At 69.2% G+C, this 22411-nt stretch carries 21 protein-coding genes; 6 read left to right on the top strand and 15 right to left on the bottom strand.

Annotation, left to right across the window (positions count from 1 at the left end; translation table 11 throughout):
* Positions 1-107: 107 nt before the first annotated feature.
* Entirely contained in the window at positions 108-3008 is a 2901-nt protein-coding gene (locus AORI_RS57620; protein WP_016333682.1) for a helix-turn-helix transcriptional regulator, read from the top strand.
* A gap of 102 nt (positions 3009-3110) precedes the next feature.
* Here the strand turns inward: AORI_RS57620 and AORI_RS57615 are convergent, their stop codons facing one another.
* The 4 genes from AORI_RS57615 to AORI_RS57600 form a co-directional block, all read right to left on the bottom strand.
* Positions 3111-4085, bottom strand: coding sequence for a glycine betaine ABC transporter substrate-binding protein (locus AORI_RS57615; protein WP_016333681.1), 975 nt, complete (start codon positions 4083-4085; stop codon positions 3111-3113).
* A 28-nt stretch (positions 4086-4113) separates the two neighbouring features.
* Positions 4114-6510: an ABC transporter permease subunit gene (locus tag AORI_RS84760; RefSeq protein WP_046199953.1), complete on the bottom strand. Its 2397-nt coding sequence runs from the start codon at positions 6508-6510 to the stop codon at positions 4114-4116.
* Between the two features lie 407 nt (positions 6511-6917).
* On the bottom strand, positions 6918-7445 hold the full coding sequence (locus tag AORI_RS57605) for a hypothetical protein (protein WP_016333679.1): 528 nt from the start codon (positions 7443-7445) through the stop codon (positions 6918-6920).
* 91 nt (positions 7446-7536) lie between these two features.
* Positions 7537-11325 (bottom strand): nSTAND1 domain-containing NTPase, encoded by a 3789-nt coding sequence (locus AORI_RS57600; protein WP_123798401.1) that lies wholly within the window; start codon positions 11323-11325, stop codon positions 7537-7539.
* 156 nt (positions 11326-11481) lie between these two features.
* Here AORI_RS57600 and AORI_RS57595 point away from each other — a divergent pair, with 156 nt between their 5' ends.
* From AORI_RS57595 to AORI_RS57585, 3 genes are all read left to right on the top strand, one after another.
* Positions 11482-12036, top strand: coding sequence for an RICIN domain-containing protein (locus tag AORI_RS57595; protein WP_016333677.1), 555 nt, complete (start codon positions 11482-11484; stop codon positions 12034-12036).
* Positions 12037-12274: 238 nt separating this feature from the next.
* Complete coding sequence (locus tag AORI_RS57590) at positions 12275-12655, top strand: hypothetical protein (protein ID WP_123798399.1); 381 nt, start codon at positions 12275-12277, stop codon at positions 12653-12655.
* Positions 12656-13035: 380 nt separating this feature from the next.
* Entirely contained in the window at positions 13036-13422 is a 387-nt protein-coding gene (locus AORI_RS57585; protein ID WP_016333675.1) for a hypothetical protein, read from the top strand.
* A 613-nt stretch (positions 13423-14035) separates the two neighbouring features.
* Here the strand turns inward: AORI_RS57585 and AORI_RS57580 are convergent.
* Entirely contained in the window at positions 14036-14656 is a 621-nt protein-coding gene (locus tag AORI_RS57580; RefSeq protein WP_228688365.1) for a LysE family translocator, read from the bottom strand.
* Positions 14657-14739: 83 nt separating this feature from the next.
* Positions 14740-15303 carry a MarR family winged helix-turn-helix transcriptional regulator gene (locus AORI_RS57575; protein WP_043848074.1) on the bottom strand — a complete coding sequence of 188 codons (564 nt, stop codon included), beginning with the start codon at positions 15301-15303 and terminating at the stop codon, positions 14740-14742.
* A gap of 93 nt (positions 15304-15396) precedes the next feature.
* Here AORI_RS57575 and AORI_RS57570 point away from each other — a divergent pair, with 93 nt between their 5' ends.
* Positions 15397-16122, top strand: coding sequence for an SDR family NAD(P)-dependent oxidoreductase (locus tag AORI_RS57570; protein ID WP_016333672.1), 726 nt, complete (start codon positions 15397-15399; stop codon positions 16120-16122).
* Between the two features lie 22 nt (positions 16123-16144).
* Here the strand turns inward: AORI_RS57570 and AORI_RS57565 are convergent, their stop codons facing one another.
* Both AORI_RS57565 and AORI_RS57560 read right to left on the bottom strand, forming a co-directional pair.
* Positions 16145-16801 (bottom strand): response regulator, encoded by a 657-nt coding sequence (locus tag AORI_RS57565; protein WP_016333671.1) that lies wholly within the window; start codon positions 16799-16801, stop codon positions 16145-16147.
* Positions 16798-17934, bottom strand: a complete 1137-nt coding sequence (locus AORI_RS57560) for a sensor histidine kinase (protein ID WP_016333670.1) — start codon at positions 17932-17934, stop codon at positions 16798-16800. Before AORI_RS57560 ends, AORI_RS57565 begins: the two co-directional genes overlap by 4 nt.
* 162 nt (positions 17935-18096) lie before the next feature.
* Here AORI_RS57560 and AORI_RS57555 point away from each other — a divergent pair, with 162 nt between their 5' ends.
* Positions 18097-18531, top strand: a complete 435-nt coding sequence (locus AORI_RS57555) for a DUF6326 family protein (protein ID WP_016333669.1) — start codon at positions 18097-18099, stop codon at positions 18529-18531.
* 6 nt (positions 18532-18537) lie between these two features.
* Here the strand turns inward: AORI_RS57555 and AORI_RS57550 are convergent, their stop codons facing one another.
* The 7 genes from AORI_RS57550 to AORI_RS57520 are packed head-to-tail and all read right to left on the bottom strand — an operon-like array spanning position 18538 to position 22410.
* Positions 18538-18906 carry a holo-ACP synthase gene (locus tag AORI_RS57550; protein ID WP_016333668.1) on the bottom strand — a complete coding sequence of 123 codons (369 nt, stop codon included), beginning with the start codon at positions 18904-18906 and terminating at the stop codon, positions 18538-18540.
* A gap of 4 nt (positions 18907-18910) precedes the next feature.
* Positions 18911-19705, bottom strand: a complete 795-nt coding sequence (locus AORI_RS57545; protein ID WP_016333667.1) for a hypothetical protein — start codon at positions 19703-19705, stop codon at positions 18911-18913.
* The gene (locus AORI_RS57540) at positions 19702-19971 is read right to left on the bottom strand and encodes an acyl carrier protein (RefSeq protein ID WP_016333666.1); all 270 of its coding nucleotides are present in this window, start codon (positions 19969-19971) and stop codon (positions 19702-19704) included. The genes AORI_RS57545 and AORI_RS57540 overlap by 4 nt, the downstream gene beginning before the upstream one ends.
* The gene (locus tag AORI_RS57535) at positions 19968-20927 is read right to left on the bottom strand and encodes a 3-oxoacyl-ACP synthase III family protein (protein ID WP_016333665.1); all 960 of its coding nucleotides are present in this window, start codon (positions 20925-20927) and stop codon (positions 19968-19970) included. Before AORI_RS57535 ends, AORI_RS57540 begins: the two co-directional genes overlap by 4 nt.
* Positions 20927-21751, bottom strand: a complete 825-nt coding sequence (locus AORI_RS57530; RefSeq protein WP_016333664.1) for an SAM-dependent methyltransferase — start codon at positions 21749-21751, stop codon at positions 20927-20929. Before AORI_RS57530 ends, AORI_RS57535 begins: the two co-directional genes overlap by 1 nt.
* Positions 21751-21999, bottom strand: a complete 249-nt coding sequence (locus AORI_RS57525; protein ID WP_016333663.1) for a phosphopantetheine-binding protein — start codon at positions 21997-21999, stop codon at positions 21751-21753. The genes AORI_RS57530 and AORI_RS57525 overlap by 1 nt, the downstream gene beginning before the upstream one ends.
* A 27-nt stretch (positions 22000-22026) precedes the next feature.
* On the bottom strand, positions 22027-22410 hold the full coding sequence (locus AORI_RS57520; protein WP_043848072.1) for a holo-ACP synthase: 384 nt from the start codon (positions 22408-22410) through the stop codon (positions 22027-22029).
* Between the last annotated feature and the right edge of the window lies 1 nt (position 22411).

The following is a 22411-nucleotide window of genomic DNA, read 5'->3' as shown; positions in this document are numbered from 1 at the left end:
TCGTTCAAGCACCCCCTCGGCCACATCAGGAGAACTGTCCTCATCGGCCGGCCGGACTCTTTACGCGCCCGCCGCCACCTCTTTAGGTCGCCCAGGGTGGTGGCATCATGGCGTCAGTGAACGTGCATGGGGGCGGGTCGGCCCTCGTCGGACGCGACGCCGAACTGGCCGCGTTGGGCGAGGTTTACGAGGTTGCTGTCGCAGAGGGGGCGGCCGTCGCGATCGTGGCGGGCGAGGCGGGCATCGGGAAATCCCGGCTGGTCGCCGAGTTCACCGACCGGCTCGATCCCGTCGCCCGGACGGTGCGCGGCGAGTGCCTCGAACTCGGCGCGGACAGCCTGTCGTTCGCGCCGTTCACCGCGGTGGTGCGGCGGCTGCGCCGCGAACTCGGCGGCGACGCGATCCGGGACCTGCTGCCCGCCGGCGGGCTGAGCCTGGCGCGCTGGTTGCCCGAACTGGGCGAGCCTCCGGCCGACCAGGATCCGGCGCAGGGCAGGTCGAGGCTGTTCGACGAGGTGCTGACGCTGTTGGAAGGCGCCGCGGCACGGCACGCGCTGGTGGTCGTGCTCGAAGACCTGCACTGGGCCGATTCCGGCACCCGGGACCTGCTCGCGTACCTGGTGCGCAACCTGGAACAGCCGGGGCTGGTGCTGGTGGGCACCTACCGGTCGGGCGAGGTCGGCGGGGCCGACTTGCGTCCGCTGGTACTCGACATCGCCCGCAGGCCACGGGGCCTGCAGTTCGAGCTGGGCCCGCTGGACCGGTCGCAGGTCGGCACGCAGTTGGCCGGGCTGCTCGGTCACGAGCCTGACCGCGCGCTGGTGGCACGCGTGCACGAGCGCAGCGACGGCAACCCGCTGTTCGTGGAGGCGCTGGCCGCCGACCCGGCGAACATCACCCCGTCCTCACTGCGGGACCTGCTCGCCGCGGCGACCGCGCGGCTGTCCGAGACCGGACGGTCGGTGCTGCGCGCGGCGGCGGTCGTGGGTCACGAGGTCGGACACGAACTGCTCGCGCTGGCCTGCCGGCTGCCTGACGAGGAGCTGGAACCGGCGCTGCGTGAGCTCGTCGACCGGCGGCTGCTGGTCGTGCGCGAGGACGGATACGCCTTCCAGCACGCGTTGCTCCGCGACGTCGTGTACGGCGACCTGCTGCCCGGCGAGCGACGCAGGCTGCACGTCCGCTGCGCCCAAGCGATCCACGACAATCCGGCGCTGGTGCCCGAGGGGCGGGGCGCCGTCGAGCTGGCCGCGCACTGGAACGCCGCGGGCGATCACGCGCGGACTCTGGAAGCGTCCTGGCGTGCGGCGGCCGACGCCGGCCGCGCCTACGCCTACGAACAGCAGCTCCGGCTGCTCGACCGGGTTCTCGACCGCTGGGACACGGTTCCCGACCCCGCCGCCCGCCTGGGTGTGTCCCGGGCCATCGTGCTGGACCACGCCGCGAGGGCGTGCGTCAACACCGGGGACTTCGAACGGGGCGTCACGTTGGCGAGCAGGGCGTTGGACGAAGCCGACCCCGCGACCGACCCGCAGCGGCCCGCCCGCGTACTGGCCACCCGCGGTCTGCTCAACCGCCGCGCCGGCCGGGACGGTGACGCGGACCTCCGCGCCGCCCTGGCCACCATGCCCGCTGACGCGCCGCCCGAGCTGCGTGGCCAGACGCTGGCCATGCTCGCGGTCACCGTGGGGCTGCGTGACCCCGATGAGGGCGGGCGCTACGCGCAGGAGGCACTGGACATCGGCCGCGCTCACGGGCTGCCCGTCGTCCAGGCCACCGCGCTGATCGCGTCCGCCAGGGTCGCGGCGGTGACAGGTGAGGAGGATCGAGCGCTCGCCCTGTTCCGGGAAGCCGCCACGATCGCGGAGGTCACCTCCGACCACTACAACGCGCTCACCGCCCTGCTCGGACAGGCGTACCTGCTCATGGGCGCCGGCGACTACGGCTCGGCCGCCGTCGTCGCGGCGAAGGGGCGGGCGACGGCCCATCGTGTGGGACAGGCCCGGTCGCGAGGCGCAGCCCTCACCGGCGTCCTGGCCCAGGCGCTCTGGCTGCTCGGCCAGTGGTCGCAGGCACGAGAGGTCGTCGAAGACGCGTTGACCGACGAACCGCCGGCCATGACGACCGCGGTGCTGACCACGCTGTTGGGCGAAATGCTGCTGGCCCAGGGCGACCTGAACGCGGCGGCGGAGGTCGCGGCCGATCCGACCGGGCAGGGGACGCCAGTGTTCGCCGCCGCGTTCCGGTGCCGGCTCGCGGTCGCCCGGCGTGAGCTCGAAGCGGCTGACCGGCTCCTGGCCGACGCCCTGGACGACCCGGGTCTGCTCGGCCCTCTCGGCGACCCGTGGACGCTCCTGCGCGCGGGCACCCGGGTGCGGCGGGCTCTGCTCGACGCGGCAGGCCCCGACCGGCAGCGGCGCGAACTGGTCGAGCGGCGCACCGAACAGCTCCAGGAGCTGGCGGCGCGGGTGACCGCTGACCGCCCGGTGCCGTCGGCGCACCTGGCCGCGTTCCATGCCGAGATCGCGCAGAACGATTCGCGGCTGTGGGCCGCCGCGGTGGCGGCGTGGCGTGGCCGGTCCCAGCCCTACGAACTCGCCCAGGCGCTGTTCGGCATGGCCGAGTCGGCGCTGTCAGCGGGCGACCGCGCCGCCGCGCAGGTCCCGCTGCGGGAAGCCGCGGCCCTCGCCGACGACCTCGGCGCCGGGCACCTCCGTCGCGAGATCGACCTGCTCGCGGCCCGCGGCCGCGTCGATCTCGCCTCGCCCGAACCCGCACCCACGCCACCGCCCGCGGATCCGTTCGGCCTGACCGCCCGGGAACTGGACGTGCTCCGCCTGCTGGCCGATGGACTGACCAACAGCCAGATCGCCGCGTCACTGTTCATCTCCGCCAGCACAGCGGGCGTACACGTCTCCCGGATCCTGGCCAAACTCGGTGCCGGCCGCCGCACGGAGGCCGCCGCCATCGCCCACCGCGCCGGCCTGCTCCGCCGGCTCGACCATTGACCGCCAGAAAGGAAACGACCGGACCAGCCGCCTGTTTCGCCTTCAACACCGGGGCGTTCACCAGCGCGACATTCGCCAGGAATCCGTCGTCGCGCGGACGCTTCAGCTGATGAAGCCCGCCGACTTGAGCCAGTCGCGGGCGACCGTGGCGGGCTTCTGGCCGTCGACGCTGACCTTCTTGTTCAGGTCCGTGAGGGTCGCGGTGTCGAGTTTCGCGGCGATCGGCGTGAAGACCTGCTCCAGCTGCGGGTATTTCCGGGCGAGCGGAGTGGCGATCGCGATCGCGGGGTTGTACGTCGGGAAGAAATGCTTGTCGTCCTCGAGCACGGTGAGCCGCTGCCCGGCCACACGCCCGTCGGTGGAGGCCACGGAACCGAAGCCGCACGGTTCCCCCTTGCCGACGCTCGGGTAGACGACGGCGTCGTTGAGCAGGTGCACCTGCGGGTCGGGCAGGGTGAACCCGTAGGCCTTCGCCAGGCCGGGGAACCCGTCGTCCCGGCTCTTGAACTCGGGGCCCATACAGGTCGAGGCCGCGGCCGGGTCCCGCTTCACCAGGGCCGCGTAGTCGGACAGCGTCTTCACGCCGGTCCGGGCCACTGTCTCCGGGTTTCCGGCGAGGGCGTAGGTGTCGTTGGCCGGCGAGCGCGCCCACCAGGTGACCCCGTTGGCGACGTCGGCCTGTTTGACCGCGTCGTACTGCGCCTGTGGGTCGCTGATCGGCTTGGTCTGGTTGAGGTAGCTGATCCAGGCGGTGCCGGTGTACTCCCAGTACAGGTCGACCGCGCCGCCGGTGAGCGCCTGGCGGACGTTGCTCGAACCGGTGATGTTGGTCTTGTCCTCCGGACTCGCCCCGGCCGCCTGCAATGCGACGAGGGCGATCTGGCCGAGCAGCAGCTGTTCGTCGAACTCCTTGGAGCTGACCCGGATGCGGGCGCCGTTCAGCGCGTCGATCTTCTTGATCGAGCCCGCCCCCACCTGGGCGCCGGTTTCGTCCTTGCCGATCGTGCAGCCGACCGAGAGCGCCGCTGCCATGACGAGCGCGAGCACCGCGGCGGTCGTGCGCTGGAGCATCCGCATGGGTTGGTCCTCCTTGAAGTCGGTCGGGCTACATTCCGCGCGGGTGCAGGATCTCCTCGGCGACCAGCCCCAGCCAGTCGATGAAGAGCGCCAGTGCGGCGACGATGATGCCGAAGGTCAGGCTGAGGATCGGCCGGTCCAGTCCGATCCCGGCGACGAGCCCGCCGCCGAGGCCACCGCCGTCGATGAACGTCGCCAGCGTCGCGCTCGCGACGGTGAGCACCAGCGCGGTCCGGATCCCGGCGAGAATCACCGGGACGGCAAGCGGCAGTTCGATCCGCCACAGGATGGCCGTCTTGCCCATGCCCATGCCTCGCGCGGCGTCGACGACACTCGGGTCGACGCCGTCGAGTCCGACGATCGTGTTGCGCAGCACCGGCAACGTCGCGTAGACGACGAGCGCCGTCACCGCGGTCGCGGTGCCCGTGCCCATCCAGAGCGCGAGCAGCACGACGAGCCCGATCGACGGGATCGCCTGGCCGAGGTTGCCCAGCCCCAACCCGATGGGCCGGGCCCAGCGGGCACCGGCGCGAGTGAGCAGGATGCCGAGCGGGAGGGCGATCGCGATGGTGCACGCCGTCGAGATCCCCGTGAGCCGCAGATGCACGCCCAGTTCGGTGAAGATCTCGCCGGCGTTGAGGAAACGCTGTTCGATCGAGTCGAGCGGTTGCGCGCGCACGATCAGGAAGAGCGCCAGCAACCCGAGCGTCAACAGAACCGGGCGTATCAGCAGCCCGAGCCGACGCCGGCCGGGCCGCGCGGGCACCGTGGTGTCCGCCCGAGGCGCCTCCGCCACATCAGGAATCGCGGGTGCCTTGTCGGTGGGCCGGAGGGCCTCGACCAGGCCGGCCACGTCGCACACCCCCAGCGGCCGCGCGGCGCTGTCCTGGGTGACCACGACCGTGGTGCTGCCGGTCCGCACCATCACGTCCAGCACGTCCCGCAGGGTGGCGTCGGGCCGGACGGCGGGACGGCCGTCCGGACCTTCTTCCTGCCGGAGGTCCAGGTCACCCACCCGGATCAGTGCGAGCCGCTTCAGGTTCCGCTTCGGGCCGATGAAGCTCGCGACGTAATCGTCCGCCGGCGCGGCGAGGATCGCCTGGGGCGTGTCGTACTGCGCGATCACCGATCGCGGCCGCAGCACGGCGATCCGGTCGCCGACCTTCAGCGCCTCGTCGAAGTCGTGCGTGACGAACACGATCGTCTTGCGCACTTCCCGTTGCAGGCGAAGGAATTCGTCCTGCAACCGGGCGCGGGTGATCGGGTCGGTGGAGCCGAACGGCTCGTCCATCAGCATGACCGGTGGGTCCGCGGCCATCGCCCTCGCCACCCCGACGCGCTGCTGCTGACCGCCGGAAAGCTCACGCGGGTAACGGATTCCGTGCTCGCGGGTCAGGCCCACGACGTCGAGCAGCTCGCGCACACGGTCGGCGACGCGTCGCCGGGTCCAGCCGAGCAGCCGCGGCACCACGCCGATGTTGGCGGCCACACGCAGGTGCGGGAAGAGCCCGATCTGCTGGATGACGTAGCCGGTGTTGCGCCGGTGTTCGTCGAGATCGAGCGCCGAGACGTCGGTGCCGCCGATCGTGACGGTGCCCGAGGTGGGCTCGACGAGCCGGTTGATCATCCGCATGGTCGTCGTCTTCCCGCATCCCGACGGACCGGTCAGCACGACGATCTCGCCCGCGGGAATGCGCATCGTCAGGTTTTCGACCGCCGGTACCGCTCGTCCGGGGTAGTGCTTGCCGACGCCCCGGAGCTCGATCGTCTCGCCGCCCGTTCCGGTCGCTCCCCCGGTCGTCGCCGGAGCCACCGCTCGGCCGGCACGGGGACGTCGTCGTGTGCTCAGCTTGCCGACCACCACGAAGGCCAGGTCGAACAGCAGCGCCAGCACCATGATCCCGAGCGTTCCGGTGAGCACCTGGTTCAGGGAGTTGACCGAGCCGAACCGGCCGAGCCCGTCGAAGATCTGGTTCCCGAGGCCGGGGCCCTTGACATACGCGCCGATGGCCGCGATACCGATCGTGATCTGCGTCGAGACCCGGATGCCGGAAAGGATCACCGGCCAGGCGAGGGGCAGCCGCACGCGAAACAGCAGCCGCACGCGGCCGAACCCCATCCCCCGCGCCGCGTCCACCACGGCCGGATCGACGCCACGCAGCCCGACGATCGTGTTGCGCGTGATCGGCAAAAGCGCGTAGAGCACCAGCGCGCACAGGACATTCGTCAGTCCCAGCCCGAACGGGCCGATCAGGATGCCCAGCAACGCGATCGACGGCACGGTCAGGAACGCCGCCGTCGTCGTGGTCGCCATCGCGCCGAGCCACCGCCGCCGGTAGGTGAGCAGGCCGATCGCCATGCCGACCAGCACGGCCAGCGCCATCGCCGCCAGAGTGAGATCCACGTGCAGGATCGCGTCGTTCACGACGTCGATCCAGTTCTCCCGGAGGTACTCCGACAGGCTCAGGGCGCTGCTCCTCGACGTCGCAGGGCGGAAAATCTCCGACCGCTCAAAGACCGGCCGGGTCTCAGCCCAACATGTCCGCAGGGCTTCTGTCCACAGCTCGACGTAAAAGATCCGGTGCGAGCCGCCGAAGAACGCCGGGTTCGCGGTGGCGTCGCAGGCAACGTGACTGGTCCTGAGCCAGGACGCGACCACGCCTGGTGGTTTCGCCGCATCCGCGTGGACAGACGCCGTGCCGCGGATGCGGGTCTACAACCTGATATGAGAAGGGATTCGTGACGCCCAGTGGCGCGACGGCGTGATTAACCATTCTGCCCAGCAAGACTGCTATCTGCCCGCCGGCGCCGATGCGCGAGCGCGCAGGTGCGCTACTCGGTGATCGTGCCGCTTCTGCACTCGGTGATCTCGCCGTCGTCCCAGCTGCAGGCAGACCAGTAAACGTAATCGCCGTTAGGAACGTTTCCCACGCCCATGCAGTAGCCATTGCCGCTGTAGACATGCTTGTAGTACTCCTTCCCGGTGGCATGGTTCTTTACCCGCAGGGATACGGATCGTCCGTCGCCGAACGTGTCCTGGATGAAGAAGTTGTCCTTGTCCGTACTTCCGTCGTAGTCATGCCACTCGACCTGGCCGGCGTAGCCGCCCTCGCCGTCAGGAATCGACCAGCTCTTTGTCGGCGACCAGCACGTCGGCGATTGGGCCTCTGAAGCCTGGGCTGTTGTGGTAGCCGCATTGGCCAAGGCCGGCGCATACAAGACAGCGGTGGCGAGAGCCACGAAGGCCAAGCTAAAACGTGTTCGGTTCTTCATCCTGCACTCCCATGTCTTCTGGACAACTTCGTCCGACGCAGTGCCGATCAGCAGCTTGATGCCGCTGATGATCGCGGCTGCCGCCAAGGATGGAACGACCGACCGGACTGGGCCACACCTTTGCGCCCTGTCGAAAACAGTCTCGCGAGGATTCCCTTGTCGTCCCGGCCCGGTCTGGTCATCGGCATGGCGGCTGGTAGTCGATGCCAGGGAAGCTTTGCTCCCACTCGGTCTGGGTGATGGCCCCGCGGGCCGTTGCGCAGATGCGGTCAGTTACTTGTTGGGGGTCGGTGTGCCAGATCCGGCCGTCGTGGTCCTGCCCTGCGGTGAGCAGGAGGTGTCCACCGGGGTGAAAGGCCAGGGCGTGCAGGCGTGCGACATGGCCGCTGAGGACGGTGGGTCTGGTTGGTGCTCTGAGGTCGGTCACGTTCCACAGGCGTGCGGTGAGGTCATGGCCTGCAGTGGCAAGAGTTCGTCCGTCCGGGCTGAAAACGACAGCGGCGACCGCGTCGGTGTGACCGGTGAGAGTGGCCAGCGGTTCGGGGCTTTGCCGGGCGGTGACGTTCCAGAGACGGGCGGTGCGGTCCAGGCTGGCGGTGGCGAGGGTGTGCCCGTCAGGGTTGAAGGCGACCGCCGAGACCCGATTGGTGTGCCCGGCGATCTCGACAAGGCGAGCAGGTCGCTGGGGGTCGATGAGGTCGTACAGCCACACGGAATGTGTGGCGGCGGCTGCCAGTGTGCGGCCGTCCGGGCTGAAGGCGATCGCGGGGATCGCGTCGGTGAGGCCAGGCAGTTCGGCCCGGAGCCGAGGCTGGGCGGGGTCGGTGAGGTCCCACAACCGGACGATCTGCTCGTCGCCGGCCACCGCCACCATGGCCGCGCGGGGGTGGAAGGCGAGGGCCCGGACCGTTCCGCCGTGCGGAATTGCCCTGGGCAGTGCCCTCGGGTGGGCAGGGTCAGTGAGCGTCCACAGCCGGACGGTTTTGTCCACGCTGCCGGTGGCGAGCAGAGTGGATTTCATTGCGGTCGCCAAGATCGGTCCGGTGTGGCCGGTGAGGGTGGCCCGTGCGATGGGATGAAACGGATCGGCAAGGTCCCAGACGTGAGCGGTGCCGTTCTCGGCGCCGACGGCGGCGATTCGGCCGTCCGCGCTGAGCGCGATCGCGTTGAGCGACCCGGCGTGCCCGGACAGGACCGGGCCGGGCTGGTCGGTCAGCTGCACTGTTTGGTCCGCGCTGGTGGAGAGCACGGTGTGCCCGTGGGGTCCGAACGCGACCGAGCGGATCGCCCCCGTGTGCCCGGTTAGCGCGGTCATCGACTGTGGGGAGCGCGGTTCGGTGATGTTCCAGAGCCGGACGGTGTGGTCGCCGCCGCCGGCGGCGATGGTCCGGCCGTCGGGTGCGAAGGCGACCGAGGTGACGATGTCGTCGTGTCCGGTCAGCGCCGCCAGTTGGACGGGCGCGGCCGGGTTGTCCAGGCTCCAGAGTCTTACCCGGTGGTCGTAGCCAGCGGTCGCGAGCACGCGCCCGTCGGGGCTGAACGCCACGGATTCGACGTTGTCGTGGTGAGCGGTCAGCGCGGCTCGCCGCTGGGGACGGTGTGGATCGGTGACGTCCCAGAGCCCGGCGGTGTCGTCTTCGCTGGCGCTGGCCAGCCACCGTCCGTCCGGGCTGAAAGCGACCTGCCCGACCACGTCGGTGTGCCCGGCCAGTGTTGCGAGGGCGGTCGGCTGGCGGGGGTCGGCCAGATCCCACAGGCGCACCAGCTGGTCGCTTCCCGCCGTGGCCAGCAACCTGCCTTGCGCGGCGAACGCCACCCCGTAAGCGGTACCCGTATGCGCGGTCACGGTGGCCAGCGGAACCGGCCGGCGAGGATCGGCCAAATCCCACAATCGCAGGCTGCCGTCGGTGCCGACCGCGCCGAGCAAGCGTCCGTCGGGACTGAAAGCCACGGCCACCACCGAGGCGCCGAGCCCGGGAATAGTGGCCAGGCGGGTCGGCCGCCGCGGGACGGTGAGGTCATACACCTTGACCTCGGCACGCTCGCCGCCGACAGCGGCGAGCCGACCGTCAGGACTGAACTGGCCGTTTTCGAATCTGCCGAAGGAATCGTCGAGTTTGATGGCGTACGGGGTGGCGAATGTGCTGAGCAGACTGCTCCGCGCTTCGGTGGTCGGCGCGAGGCGGTAGGCGGCCAGGCCGAGTTGCGCGGCCAACGGTGGATCGGCCGTCCGCAGCGCGGTGGCCTGGAAAGCGGCGTTACGCGACAGGGCATCGTTGCGTTGTTCGGTGACGATGGCGCTGCCCCTTACCGCGGCCCCGATCGCGGTGACGGCCACGATCAGCAGCACTGACAGAAGTGCGACCAGTTGCCGGAGACGGCGGGTGCGGCGCCGCGCGGTCGCCCGGTCCCGGTCTCGCACCGCTCGGCTCGCCGCCAGAAACCGCGATTCCCGCTCGGTAAGCGGATGTGTGGCGGCGAAGTCCTCGGCGGCGTCCAGCCGCGCACCCCGGTACACCGCCTCGTCGTCCCGCCCGTGGGACTCCCAAGTGTCGGTGGCGCTGGTGAGGCTGCGGTGCAGCCTCAGTCCGTCGCGGTCGCCGTCGAGCCAGTCCCGCAGCCGTGGCCAGGATCGGATGAGCGCCTCGTGGGTGAGTTCGATGCCGTGCTCGTCCAGGACGAGCAGCCGGGCTGCGGCAAGACGTTCGAGCACGACCGCGGTGTCGTCGTCGCTGTCGAGTTCATCCCGGGGCACGCGGCGCTTGGTGTCCCCGGTGCCTTCGCCGAGCGCGACCAGGCGCCCGAACACCTGCTGGGCCCGGGCTTGCTGTGACGGCGTCAGCGCGGTATAGACGCTTTCCGCGGTCTGGGCGAGGGCATGCTGGATACCGCCGGTGGACTCGTAGGCGACCAGCGTGAGCGTGGTGCCGTGCCGGCGGCGCCAGGTCTCCAGCAGAGCGTGTGACAACAGCGGAAGCGCGCCCGCCTGGCCGGTGGCTTCCGCGACCAGCCGTGCCACCAGCGCGTTCTCCACCCGGTACCCGGCTTTGACGGCGGGCTCGGTGATCACCTGACGCAGTTCGTCGACGGACATCGGGCCCACCAGTACTTGCGCGTCCTGCAACGCGGCCGCCAAGGCTGGATATCGCACGCAATGCCCATAGAAATCGGCCCGGACACCGATCACGACCCGGATACGGGAATCGGAGTCCAGCGGGGTGGCCACGACTCGGTCGACGAACCGGTCTCGTTCCCGGTCGTCCTGGCAGAGGGTGAACACTTCCTCGAACTGATCGACCACCAGCAGAAATTCAGAGACATCCGAATGGCCGGTGACACCGTCGACCCGACAACCTCCCTGTTCGCCGAGCACCGCAGCCGAATCGTTCAACACGGCGGTAAAGGCATGCAGCGGCCGTGGCCCGGGCGTGAAGACCTGGGTCGCCCACGAGCAGCCACCGGCCAGGGCACCGCACCCGGCGGCGGGAACCAATCCGGCCCGCAACAGGGACGATTTCCCGGCCCCGGACGCACCCACGACCACGACCAGGCGGTGATCCCGCACCGTTCGCTCGAGCCGTTCGAGCAGCCGATCCCGCCCGCAGAACCTATCGGCGTCCTCCGGGCCCAAGCTGCTCAGTCCTGCATACGGCGCGAGCCCGCCCTCCGACGCGGCAGTCGTGTCCACGTCGTCGTCCGGACGCGGAAGGATGGCGAGTTCGTGCCAGCGCGCCTGCCAGGCCACCGGGTCCCCACCGCAGGCCCGGACATACGCCAGAGTCACCGCGAGGCTGGGCAGTTTCCGGCCGTTCGCGGCGTCCGACAGCGTCCCGGCCGAATAGTGCGCGCGGCGGCTCAGTTCCCGATACGGCGGGCTGCCCGCCCGTTCCCGCAACCGCCGCAGATCAGCGGCGAACGCCAGCACAACATCGTCGCCCACATCCAGCGGGCGCTCTCGACGAGCCATCCCCACCCCCAGGAATCCGCCGGTCATTGTTCTGGCTTTGTCGTTCGGCGTCCAGCCGTCTGACGCCGAACACCCGATTCCGGCTAGAACCGAAGCCCGAACATCGAAAAGCGCTACGACTGGGGAGGACACGTGACGCTATTCCGATCAACAACAATGATCATCATCGCGGCACTCACCGCCATGGCCGCGCCGTCAGCCATCGCCGGCGCCAAGCCCGCACAAACGGGAACAGTTCAGGCATTGACCACTCCCGCCCTCCAGCCAGCCCAGCAGCGCACGCGACCACTCGACAATGCGGTGACACTGACCGGCACTACCAGGGCGATCCCGCTCACCTGGACCGAGCAGGCAGGGAATACCTGCCTCGACCTCGCCGAGAGCACCGGGCCCGCGGTCCTGCATTTTCGCTGCCACAACGGAGACAACCAACGCTGGGTTGAGCAGCACGTCGCCGATGGCTATTCCTTGATCAAGTCATACGCAAAACCGGGTCTGTGCCTTGACGTCGAAAGGTCGACAGGGCCGGCTGTCATCGCCTTCGAGTGCCGGGGAACCGACAACCAGCTCTGGAGGCGGGAGTTGAAGCATGAAGGCTGGGAGTTCCGCCCCAAATCGAACCCCGGTCTCTGCCTCGACGCGGAGGGTGACGGCGGCATCCGAGCACTGGTATGGCCCTGCCACGATGGGCTCAATCAGCGCTGGTGGTAACACCCGAGCGCAGCATGGGGACGGTGCATGTTAGCGCCATCACGGTTGCACATCCCTCGTTTGTCGCCACCACTGCAGAGGCGAAACAAACACCGGCTGCGCGCTCGGCCGCCCAGAAAGCGTAGCAGCATGCGAGACGGCCTGACGTCCCACAAGGAATCCGTGAATACAAGGAGGTTTGCGTGAAGTGAGGTACACAGCCAAGAGGATTGTTCCCGGAATCGGCAGAATGCTCGCCATGATGACCGCGCTCACGGGGCTCCTCTGCGTCGTGGCGAGCCCGTCCAGTGCGGTGGCCAAGGAGCAGCCGGCCGTGACGGCCACGGCCCAGGTGCAGCCAATGATCGTTCCCGGCGGTTGCGAATACTGGGACGCCATCGCGTTCTACGAAAAGGAGATGGGGCAGGTTCGGTGCTTCCACGGCGCGGGCACCTGCTCGGGAGTGGACTGCCGACTTCATCACATCAATGAGTGGCAATCCGCGGGCAGTGCGGGATACTTTGATTTCTACCCGACCGCCGAATGCAATGAAAGTGGAATGACGCGCTTGTATTTTCCAAAATGGTCAGGAGGAACTATCCCCTTGTCGATCATCTGCAGAGTTCATCTAGACGAATGATCCGCACGTCAAGTGAGACATACTGACGTTCGACTTGGCGAAGGGGGCGGTGCTCGTTCCACCCAGGGACGTGCGTCAGTCACGCCCATTCGAACACCGGCCTCGTCCGCAGCAGCTGCCGACACTCGTCGACACGGCACTGAAGGACTGGCCCGGCCTGCATCGCGGGCCGGGCCAGTCGGGCCTACCGACCGGCACGGTACACCGCAGCAGCTCTGAGTTGTCAGTTCCATACGCACGCTCGAACCGATCTCGCACGTCGATGCAACTGGCCGATTTCCAGGTAACGGCCGCAACTATCCGCGCGCGAGAAGCGTCGAGACAGCGCCAGATCCACACCTCGCGCGCTGTAGCGCGCGACAAATCGTCGAGGGGGAGATATGAGATTCCCGGCAAAGGCACTCGCCACGACCACCATCATGATTCTGGCGTGCACTGGTTCCGCATACGCGAGCACCGCCGCACCGGATCCGGGCGAGGTGAGCGTAAAAGGAGGCTGCACGTGGGAGCTATTCTGCGGCGCCTTGGTCAACGGCACTCACCAACCTGTGTACGTGGCGTGGTCCGACGACGAATCGGGATACAAATATGCCTGGGTGGCGCCAGGCGCGAAAAAGGGCGGCCGCTGGCACGACGGAATCGACATAGACTTCTTCTATGTCGCTGAAGGCTGCAAGGCAGCCGACTTATGGGAGAACGAGTACAACCCGGGCTGGCAGAAGATCAATGACCTCCAGACGGTGCTCTTGACAAGCTATACATGCTGAACAGGACGTTCGCCGCCAGCCAGTTGCTGACCCGACACCGGGATCGTGCCCTCATGCGACCTTCGTTCGGCGCGAACGGAATGGACCTCGACGCGGAGGCTGACACGGCGACTTGAGCCGCGTTGCCCGCGCCGGCCAACGATGCGAGCAATCGCCGTCGTTAGGCCTGAGGCCGCCCCTGAACTTGGGCACAGCCGACGGTCGGATCGGCAGACCTATACAGGTGGCCGGCAGATGACGAGCGGGCGGCCTTGTCATCGTGGCCTTTCGCGCGAGGCAGAACGCGAGCGTCGGGATCGACGCCGTGCTCACAGGTATGGCGGTCACGATGTCGGTCAGTTCGGCGTCCGTCATGCAGCCGATGGTGCCCCAGTCGGTGATGCCGAGATGCTGCAGGGGTTTGTAGGCGCCGTCGCTAGCCAGGACACGGTCCGGTGGACGATGGCGTGTTTGCCGGCCGGCGCAGCGAGGGTCGGCCGACGGAGGCGTGATGGCGTTTCCCGCAGGAGGGCCATCACGCCTCGGAGGAGTTTCACAACCCCGGTCGTCAAGAACCTGGCCCCGGATAGCGGTCCCGCACACTGAAGGTCACTTCGCTCAGCAAGACGAACCGTCACATTCTCACCATGGCCAGGACTCCGAGTCCCAGCAAGATCACGCCCACCACCGAATCCAACGATCGTTTGACCCGCGGCCGGTTCAGGAACGGGTGGAGACTTCCGGCCGCGAAGGCGAACCCGAACAACCACAGGGCGCTCACCGTGACGTAGATGGCGAAGAGCACGAGTTCCGCGCCCAGGGCCGACGCGGCCGAGGCCGGGAGGAACTGCGGAAGAATCGACAGATAGAACAGGCCGATCTTCGGGTTCAGGCAATTCATGAGCAGCCCGCGCAGGAAGAAACCCGTGCTCACGCGATCTTCGTGTTTCGGCGCGGACGCGGCCGCCGTCACGGCGGACCGCAAGGCCGTGATCCCGAGCCAGATCAGGCAGGCCGCGCCGATCGCGGTCACGATCCGGAAGGCCACGCTGCCGTTGGCCAGCAGCGCGGCCAGCCCCGCGACCGAAGCGACGCCCCACAGGACGATTCCGAGCAGGACGCCGCCGGCGGTTCGCACCACCGCCGGACGTCCGGCGGCGGCACTAGTCTGGAGCAGCAACGCCTGATCCGGCCCCGGCACGATGACGATGACCGCGGCCGCGGCGGTGAAAGCGAGCAAAGTAGCTGTCGTCAAGCGGTCCCCCTGCCTAATCTGGAAACCGGCGCAGCGGGTCGTCCGGCATTTCACCCGATGCTCTGATCCGCACCCGGCGGGGTTCAGAGCGCCGAACCGACATCACCGACATGCGAAACACCGTGATCGTCGCATCGGCCCTGGACCTCGCCGAGGAGCACCCGTAGCAGTGAGGAGAGTTGGGCGCGCTGCTCGTCGCTCAGCCCGGAGATCAGTTCGAGTTCCCGCTCCAGCACCCGATCGACCGTCTGCTCCACCAAGGCGTGCCCGGCCGGGGTCAGTGTCACGTACACGCTGCGGCCGCCAGGTTCGGTGTGCCGCTCGACCAGCCCCTCGCGTTCCGCGCGGGCCACCCGCTGCGAAATCGCCCCCGCCGTGACCAGGGTCAGCCTCGCCAGCTCCCTGGTCGTCAGCGAGTACGGCGGTGAGCTGCGCCGGAGCACGCTGAGCAGGTCCAGCGTGGCCGAATCGACGTCGGAGTCCAGCAGGACACGGCGCCGGTCCTCACCGAACAGCTTCGCCAGCTGCCACACCCGGGTCACGATGCCGATGGACTCGGTCGACGTGCCGGGCCGTTCGCGCTGCCATGCCGCCTCGATCTCGTCCGCGGCGTCCGGCGTGGGATCCATTTCGGACGCTGCACTCATCCCAGACCTCCACCGCGGTTGTCGGCTGCACGACGCACAGCCTATCATTTAGGCCTAAACGTGAGTAGGACCAGCGAACACGGAGGAGGCTAGATGACCCGGACGATCCTGGTCACCGGCGGGGGCACCGGCATCGGCAGGGCCGTGGCGGCGAGATTCGCGGCGTCCGACGCCGTCGTGCACATCACCGGCCGTCGCAAGGACGTACTGGTCTCGGCGGCGGCCGACCTCGGCCCGTCGGTCCGGCCGCTCGTCTGTGACGGCACCGATCCAGAACAGGTGACCGCCGCGCTGGACGCGCTGGACGGGCCGATCGACGTACTGGTCAACAACGCGGGCGGCAACACCGACTTCGACCTCCCCGAGCAGGACGGGCTCGCCGGGGTCCTCGCACACTGGCGGGCCAACCTGGACGCCAATCTGATCAGCGCGGTGCTGACCACCACCGCTGTCCAGGACAAGTTGGTCGAAGGCGGATCGGTGATCCACATCGGGTCCATCGCCGCGGATCAGGGCGCCGGATCGTACGGCGCGGCCAAGGCGGGACTCGCGTCGTGGAACGTCGACCTCGCCAAGCAGCTCGGGGCCCGCAAGATCACCGCGAACGTGGTTTCGCCGGGCTACATCCGCGAGACCGAGTTCTTCCGCGACAAGCTCCCCGCCGAGCGGGCCGAGCAGCTGATCGGCGCGACCAGCACCGGCCGCGCCGGGATTCCCGCCGACATCGCCGAAACGGTGTACTTCCTCGCTTCCGCCGGCGCCCGGCACATCACCGGGCAGACTTTCGGTGTCAACGGCGGCGCCCACCCGACGAGGTAAGGACGGCGCAGACGGAACCCCTTCAGTCCCCCACCCGGCCGGTGTCGTATGCCCACATCGCGATCTCGACCCTGTTCCGGGCGCCGATTTTGGTCAGCAGACTGGCGACGTGGGTCTTGGCGGTCGTCAGGCCGATGAAGAGCTCGGCGGCGATCTCGGCGTTCGTACGGCCGCGGGCGACCAGCATCAGGACCTCCTCCTCGCGGTCGGTGAGCGACTCGACCGGTTGGGTCCGCCGGCTCGACGGTTCCCTGGCGGCGAGCGTGGCCAGCAGCCGCCGGGTGATGTTCGGCGCGATCAGGGCATCGCCGACGGCGGCGGCATGGACGGCCTGGACGAGCAGGTCCGTCCCGGCGTCCTTGAGCAGAAAGCCTCGGGCGCCGGCCCGGAGCGCGCCGTGGACGTACTCGTCGAGGTCGAAAGTCGTGATCACGACTACCGCGATCGGGTCCGGGACGCCCCGCCCCGCGAGGAGCTTGGTCACCTCGATGCCGTCGAGCCCGGGCATCTGGATGTCCACCAGGCACACGTCGGGGCGGAGCCGGTGCGCCAGCTCGACGGCGGCGTGGCCGTCGGCGGCCTGGCCGACGACCTCGATGCCGGGCTGCGCGGCAAGGATCATCGACAGGCCGGTGCGCACCAGATCTTGGTCGTCGGCCACCAGCACGCGCACCGTCATCGGCGTACCTTGGTCGGCAGTTCGGCGTCGACCGTCCACCCGCCCTCGGGCGCCGGGCCGGCCCGCAGCGTGCCGCCGAGCAGTTGCACCCGCTCGGTCATCCCGAGCAGCCCGAAGCCGTGGTTCACCGGCCGTTTCGGGTCGATCCGTCCGTCGTCGGTCACGCGTAGCCGCAACGTTCCCGCGCCGTCCACGACCCGGATCCGCACCCGCGAGGCGTCGCGGGCGTGCCGCAGGGCGTTGGTCAGCGCCTCTTGCGCCAGCCGGTAGACCGCCGCGTCGATCTGGGGCGGAAGTCCGTCCAGGTCTTCCGGCAACTCCACGTCGACGACGGGGACCGGGGCGCTTCTGGCGAGGGACACCAGGTCGGCGACGCCGGGTTGGGAGGCGTATCCCGCCGGCGCTCCGTCGCGCAGCACGCGGACCATCGCCCGCATCTCCGTGAGCGTCCGCGAGGCTTCCTCTTCGATCGTCGCCAGCACTTCGAGTGCCGCCGCAGGCCGCTGACCGGCCATCGCCCGGCCCGCCTGCGCCTGCACGGCGATCGCCGAGACGTGGTGGGCGACGATGTCGTGCAACTCGCGCGCGAGACCGACCCGCTCCTGGCCGCGGATCTGGTCCAACTCCCGGCGCCGGCTTTCGGCGCGGTAGCGGAACGCCGCTCCCCCCGCCGCTGCCGCCGCGAGGATGGCGAACCCGCCGAAGACCTCGGTCGGCCCGACGTGGTCGGGGACCATGCCGATTCCCGCGGCGACCGCCACCACCGCCAGCCCGATCACCATCTCGCGCCCCGAGCCCCAGCGCACCAGCGCGTAGACGAGCACCAGGACGTAGATCATCGTGTCGAGACCCACGCTCGGGCGAAGAAGGCTCGCCAGCCCCAACGCCATCGCGGTGCCGAAGGCCACCACGACACAGGCCAACGGGTGGGTACGCCGCCACAGCAGCACCGGCACGAGTCCGACCGCCACGATCGTCGCGAACGGCCGCCAGGCGACGTCGTCCCGGAGGACTCCCTCGAGCAGTGCCGCCACCATCAACGCCCCGACCAGCATCCAGTCGCGCGGCATCCGTCCGGGGGCGTCCGTGGCGCGCGGCTCGGCCCACAGCGAGCGCAGGGCGTTCATGGTCACGCACCCAGCCTAGGGACCGCCGAGGCGCTGGGGACCGACCGAAAGAACGAGACGCCGCTCATCCCCACGGCCGGGGCGGGTCCGGCTTCGACGACGATGTGCGCGCCGCCGGGCTCAGCGATCGTTGGCCCACCAGTCCTCACCACGACAACGGAGCCCACGATGAGAACACCTCAACCCACCACGACCGCACTGGACGAGCACCGGATCCCGGTGAGAGCCAAACTCGCCGCGGCGTGGACGAGCCTGGTGCTCCTGTACGCCTATGTGGACATTCTCGCCTTCTACAAACCCGGCGTCATCAAAGACATCGAGGCCGGCGTCGTCTTCGAGTTCGACATCAGCCAGACGTTGTTCGCCGTCTTCCTCACGCTCATGGCGATCCCGATCCTCATGGTCGTGCTGTCGATGGCCCTGCCCGCCCGGGCGAATCGCACCACGAACCTCATCGTGGCCTCGGTCCAGATCCCCTTCGCGGCGTTCAACGCGGTGGGCGAGTCCTGGAGGTACTTCTACGGTCTCGGCGTCGCACTGGAACTGATCGTTCTCGCCCTCATCCTGCGGTCCGCCTGGACCTGGCCCCGCACCGCACGGTGATCTTGTCTACACCGCGAGCGCGACCGCCAGGACCAAATCCACCTTGTGCGTGATCGAGACCTGTACGTCCACGACGCCGAGCGCGGCGGCTCTCGCGGCCGCCGCGCCGGTGAGCATCACCAGGGCCGCTCCGGAATCGGCTCGTTCCACGGCGATCTGGCGCGGAGTGACGCCGTCGGCGAACCCGGTGCCGATCGCCTTCGCGACGGCTTCCTTCGCGGCGAACCGGCCCGCCAGGAACTCCCGGCATCGATCGGGGCCGAAACCGGCCGCGGTGGCGAGTTCGGACTCGGCGTAAACGTAGGCACGGAACCACAGCCGTGCCAGCAGCCGGTCCAGTTCGCCGACGTACAGCAGGTCGGCCCCGATCCGCATGGGGCTACCCGGCCGGGCAGGTGAAGACCGCGGCGTGACTGCGGCCGCTCACCGGGTCGGTGTCGCAGAGCACGACCTTCCGGTACGTCTCCTGCCACGCCGGCCAGTTTCCCGCCAGGGCCAGCCACACACTGGTGCAGTACGAGCCCGGCGCGACCCGGTGGACGTCCCCCGCCTCGACGGCTTCCGTCACCCACGGGCCGAGGACCACGAGCGTGCCGGGCTCACGATGGGGTCGAAGCAACTCCCCCACCGTCCCGCCGGACGACACCGACGCCAGCCGTGGCCCCGGCCCGGTGCCGAGGACCAGCGCCGCACCCGAGTCGACCAGCCCGCCGTCATCGACGAGCGGATGCGGGGTCGGGAGCGTCGTCTGCTCCAGTACCGCGATGACAGCCTCGTCGCACCGTCCTGACCGCTGATACGCCGCCACGATGCGCAAGGCCGTGAAGGGCGCGGCCAAACCCTGCTGTGCCACGGAGAACGTGGTCGCCGTGACGTCGAGCCGGTCGGCGAGATACGGCGCCACGGCGGTGAACGGGAGGACGTCGGGCAGGGCGTGGGTCACGATGATCAGCTGCGGGCGACTCGTACGCACGCCCTCGGCTTCCAGCAACCGGTCGGTCAGCGCCTTGTGCGAGACGTGCGCGCCGCGTTGCCAGCGTTCTTCGTCCACTTTGGACCCGAACGGTTCGACGAGATCCGCGAGGAACCTCGAGACCGCCGCGTCCTCCCGGTAGCCGGGCCCCGGCGGGGAGATCACCGCGCTCGTGCCGCGCAGGGTCGGTTCACCGCTCATGACACTCCTTCCCCGATGGCCTGCCTGGATTCGACGTAGTCGGCGAACGAACGGACGGTACGAAGGCGATCGATGTCGAGGTCGTCCGGATCCACCGTGATGTCGACGGCCATCTCCACCAGCATCAGCAGTTCCAGCACCTTCGACGAGTCCAGCCGCAGGTCGTCGAACAGCCGCGTGTCCTCGGTCAGCCCGGTGATCTCCCGTTCCAGGACGTCCCCGAGCGCGGCCCCGATCGCCGCCACCACCTCGTCGCGGGCCGTCACGTCCCGCTCCCCCGCGTCCGATGGGTGATCACCATGGCGCCGAACGTCGCACCGAGACCGACCGTCACGAGCACGTAGCGGGCGCCGTCGACGAGCCTGCCGTTCTCCCGCAAGGTCGTGTAGTTCAGGAACACGTCCGACGAGAAGCAATGGCTGAGTTTGGGGATGTTCTCCAGGAAGAACTTCTCCGACGGTGCCTCCAGCGCCTTCACCGTCTGCCGCCAGGCGAGGGCGTTGACGTTGTGCGGGATCACCAGATCGATGTCGTCGAACCCGCATCCCGCCTCGGCCACCGCCTCCAGGATCACCTCGGCCAGCCGCGGGCCGTAGAGCTCGCCGAATTCGGTGTTCTGCTCCGGGGTCAGCGCCAGCCATTCCGCGTACTGCCCCAGTGTCTTCGTGACGAAGGAATGCACGACGTCGCCGTCGCCGTCCACCGTCAGCAGGCACGCCGAGGCCGCGTCCGCCATGATCGCGGTGTTGGGGATCAGCTGCACGATCGGCGAGAACGCCCGCTCGCCGGTCACCATCAGCGCGTAACCGCCGGTCTCGCCCTCGGCCCGCAGCAACTCGGCCGCGACGTCGATGGCACCCAGACTGCTCACACACGCCTGGTGGGACAACGCGAACGCCTCGACGTCCACCAGTCCCAGCCGCCGCGCGAGCTCCTGGGCGATCTCGACGTCGGCCGGCGCGAGCGCCTGGGTCGTATGCGCGAACACCAGCCTGTCGATCCTCCGGCCGGCGGGCAGCGCCGCGAGCGCCCGCTTCGCGGCGGGCAACAGCAGGTCGAACAGGTCCATCCCGGGATCGAACCGGAGGGTGTCGAGGCCGTAGAACTTCCGGAACACGCCGAGTTCCGCCCGGCGCAGCCCGAGGTGCTCGCCGAGTTCCTCGATGCGGACGCTGCGCTCGGGTACGAACGATTCGACGCGTTCCAGTGTGGTCGCGCCCATCAGCCCTCCAAGTACTCGGCCTGCAACAGCCAGAGCCGGTTGGCGCCGCGGCGTTCCGGCGGCTGTACCTCGTACGGCCAGCGGCCCTCGCCCGCGCCGGGCTGGCCGGGCTCCTTGATCTCGTCGACCTTCCAGCCGTGGGCCAGCAGGAACTCCGCCGGCTCGTCGGTGCCGAAGATCCACGGTGTCCCGTCGTCGGCCAGCCGGTCGAGGAACGGCTTCGAGAACGGGCTGCGCAGCAGGGCACGGCCGAGGATGTCCAGCGCCAGCCTGCTTCCCGGCGCCGACACCGAACCCAGCGTCTCCAGCAGACCGCCCGCCTGTTCCTCGGTCAGGAAGAAGGTCAGCGCCTCGGCCACCCACAACGTCGGGCGGGCCGGGTCGAAGCCCGCCTTCTCCAGTTCCGGCAGCCATTCACGGGTCAGGTCGGCGGGTACGCACCGGCGATCGACCCGCGGCTCGGCGCCCAGTTCGGTCAGCCGCCGCTGCTTCTCCACCAGCAGCGGTTCGTGGTCGACCTCGAAGACGACGGTGTCCTCGGGCCAGTCCAGCCGGAACGCCCTGGTGTCCATCCCCGCCGCGATCAGCACGACCTGGCGGATGGTGGGATCCGCCCGCAGCTCGCCGATCGCGTCGTCGAGGAACCTGGTCCGGATGCTGATGAACGGCAGCAGCCCGCCACCGGCGTAGCGCTCGATCAGCCGGAACCCGTCCGGCGCCGCGAGGGCGCTCGCCAGCGGGTCGACGTACAGCGCGTCCTCGCGCTCGGACTCGAGCGAGCGGGCCGCCGCCATCCACTGCGCGGTATAGGAAACGGCGTGCATCAGCTGACTCCCGCTCCGGCGAAGAACGCCTTCTCGATGGCCGACAGGGTTTTGAAGTCCGCGATGTCGATGTTGTCGAAGTCGACCTCGACGCCGCTCGCGTCCTCGATCACGTAGACCAGTTCGACGAACGACAGCGAGTCGACCAAGCGGCTTTCGATCAGGTCCTCGTCGAACGCCAGCTCGGTGCGTTCCGGGTGCTTGCCGAGGATCCAGTCACTGACCTTTTCGATACCGGGGGCGGGCATGTCTTCTCCTTCGAGGTTGGTTCCTTCTCAGTCCGCGGCGGACACCGCGACCGCGATGGCGTACGCGTCGTCGTGGGTGATGCTGATTTCGATCTCGCCGAGCCCGGCTTCCCTGGCCAGCCGCGCGGCGCGGCCGGTGAGCCGGACCACCGGCCAGCCGCCGTCGCTCTTGAGCACTTCGGTCGAGAGCCAGGGGACGGGCTGCCCACCGACGTGGAAGAGTTTGAACACCGCTTCCTTGGCAGCAAGGCGTCCCGCGATTCCGGCCAGGTCCGGACCGTCCGGAGTGGACGAACTCAGCAGTTCGGCGGCGGAGAGCATGCGCCGCAACGCGGATTCCGCGTCCTGGGCGACGAGCTCGCGCACGCGGCTGAGCGGGACGACGTCGATGCCGATCCGTCTCGCGGGCATG

The sequence above is a fragment of the Amycolatopsis keratiniphila genome, assembly GCF_000400635.2.
Classification (GTDB): domain Bacteria; phylum Actinomycetota; class Actinomycetes; order Mycobacteriales; family Pseudonocardiaceae; genus Amycolatopsis; species Amycolatopsis keratiniphila.
The sequence above is the reverse complement of the archived record's forward strand: the minus strand, read 5'-3'. Positions and strand labels throughout refer to the sequence as shown.

Excerpts from the sequence above, each read along its gene's own strand:
- AORI_RS57590 (WP_123798399.1), top strand. The coding sequence starts at position 12,275 with ATGATGACCGCGCTCACGGGGCTCCTCTGCGTCGTGGCGAGCCCGTCC.
- AORI_RS57615 (WP_016333681.1), bottom strand. The coding sequence starts at position 4,085 with ATGCGGATGCTCCAGCGCACGACCGCCGCGGTGCTCGCGCTCGTCATG.
- AORI_RS57535 (WP_016333665.1), bottom strand. The coding sequence starts at position 20,927 with ATGGGCGCGACCACACTGGAACGCGTCGAATCGTTCGTACCCGAGCGC.
- AORI_RS57520 (WP_043848072.1), bottom strand. The coding sequence starts at position 22,410 with ATGCCCGCGAGACGGATCGGCATCGACGTCGTCCCGCTCAGCCGCGTG.
- AORI_RS57600 (WP_123798401.1), bottom strand. The coding sequence starts at position 11,325 with ATGGCTCGTCGAGAGCGCCCGCTGGATGTGGGCGACGATGTTGTGCTG.
- AORI_RS57585 (WP_016333675.1), top strand. The coding sequence starts at position 13,036 with ATGAGATTCCCGGCAAAGGCACTCGCCACGACCACCATCATGATTCTG.
- AORI_RS57530 (WP_016333664.1), bottom strand. The coding sequence starts at position 21,751 with ATGCACGCCGTTTCCTATACCGCGCAGTGGATGGCGGCGGCCCGCTCG.
- AORI_RS57570 (WP_016333672.1), top strand. The coding sequence starts at position 15,397 with ATGACCCGGACGATCCTGGTCACCGGCGGGGGCACCGGCATCGGCAGG.
- AORI_RS57550 (WP_016333668.1), bottom strand. The coding sequence starts at position 18,906 with ATGCGGATCGGGGCCGACCTGCTGTACGTCGGCGAACTGGACCGGCTG.
- AORI_RS57525 (WP_016333663.1), bottom strand. The coding sequence starts at position 21,999 with ATGCCCGCCCCCGGTATCGAAAAGGTCAGTGACTGGATCCTCGGCAAG.
- AORI_RS57555 (WP_016333669.1), top strand. The coding sequence starts at position 18,097 with ATGAGAACACCTCAACCCACCACGACCGCACTGGACGAGCACCGGATC.
- AORI_RS57595 (WP_016333677.1), top strand. The coding sequence starts at position 11,482 with ATGATCATCATCGCGGCACTCACCGCCATGGCCGCGCCGTCAGCCATC.
- AORI_RS57545 (WP_016333667.1), bottom strand. The coding sequence starts at position 19,705 with ATGAGCGGTGAACCGACCCTGCGCGGCACGAGCGCGGTGATCTCCCCG.
- AORI_RS57575 (WP_043848074.1), bottom strand. The coding sequence starts at position 15,303 with ATGAGTGCAGCGTCCGAAATGGATCCCACGCCGGACGCCGCGGACGAG.
- AORI_RS57565 (WP_016333671.1), bottom strand. The coding sequence starts at position 16,801 with ATGACGGTGCGCGTGCTGGTGGCCGACGACCAAGATCTGGTGCGCACC.
- AORI_RS57620 (WP_016333682.1), top strand. The coding sequence starts at position 108 with ATGGCGTCAGTGAACGTGCATGGGGGCGGGTCGGCCCTCGTCGGACGC.